The sequence below is a fragment of the Xanthomonas sp. GPE 39 genome, from assembly GCF_000963005.1.
Taxonomy (GTDB): domain Bacteria; phylum Pseudomonadota; class Gammaproteobacteria; order Xanthomonadales; family Xanthomonadaceae; genus Xanthomonas_A.
Genome location: NZ_JZHZ01000007.1, coordinates 142764 through 143552 on the forward strand (window position 1 = coordinate 142764; position 789 = coordinate 143552).

At 60.5% G+C, this 789-nt stretch carries 1 protein-coding gene; it reads right to left on the reverse strand.

The features are described 5' to 3' along the window. Positions 1–749, reverse strand: a 749-nt coding sequence (locus XALGPE39_RS15885) for a phosphopantetheine-binding protein (protein ID WP_045726527.1), incomplete at its 3' end; no start/stop codon positions are given. Positions 750–789 lie beyond the last annotated feature (40 nt).

Sequence of the window (789 nt, forward strand, 5' to 3'; positions counted from 1 at the left end):
GAAGAGGCCACGCACGCGGCAAGGTCCTTCAGCGCTGCATTCGCGAACAACTCCGCCACGCCGATCTCGACACCCAACTCCTGACGCAAGCGCGAAGCAACTCGCACCGCCAACAACGAATGTCCACCGAGCGCGAAAAAGTTATCGTGCCGCCCGATGCTTTCCAGACCCAACAGGTCACACCAAATCGCGGCAATGGTTTGTTCAATCGCGCCCTGCGGTGCTTCATACGCAGGTGCTGCATAGGCCGAGCCATCCGGTGCGGGCAATGCCTTGCGATCCAGCTTGCCGTTCGGGGTCAGCGGTAGCTGATCCAACTGCACATAGGCTGCTGGGATCATGTAGTCCGGCAACGCGTCCGACAACCAACTACGCAAGCTTTCCGCGCCAAGATGTTCAGACGCTATATGCTCGGCAGCAACCCAATACGCCACCAGACGCTTCTCGGTACTAGACGCCGCATCTTCCAGCGCCACCACCACACACTCGCGCACATCCGCATGCGCGCTCAAGCGGGCCTCGATCTCGCCCAACTCGATGCGGAAACCACGAATCTTGACCTGCTGATCGTTGCGTCCGACAAACTCAATCGTGCCATCGACACGCCAACGGCCCAGATCGCCCGTGCGGTACATCCGTGCCGTCGGATCGGTGCTGAACGGATCAGTGAGGAAGCGCGCGGCGGTCAAATCATCGCGATTCAGATACCCACGCCCCACGCCATCGCCACCGATGTACAACTCGCCCACTACCCCAATCGGTGCCGGTGCGCCGTGTGTATCCAAGATG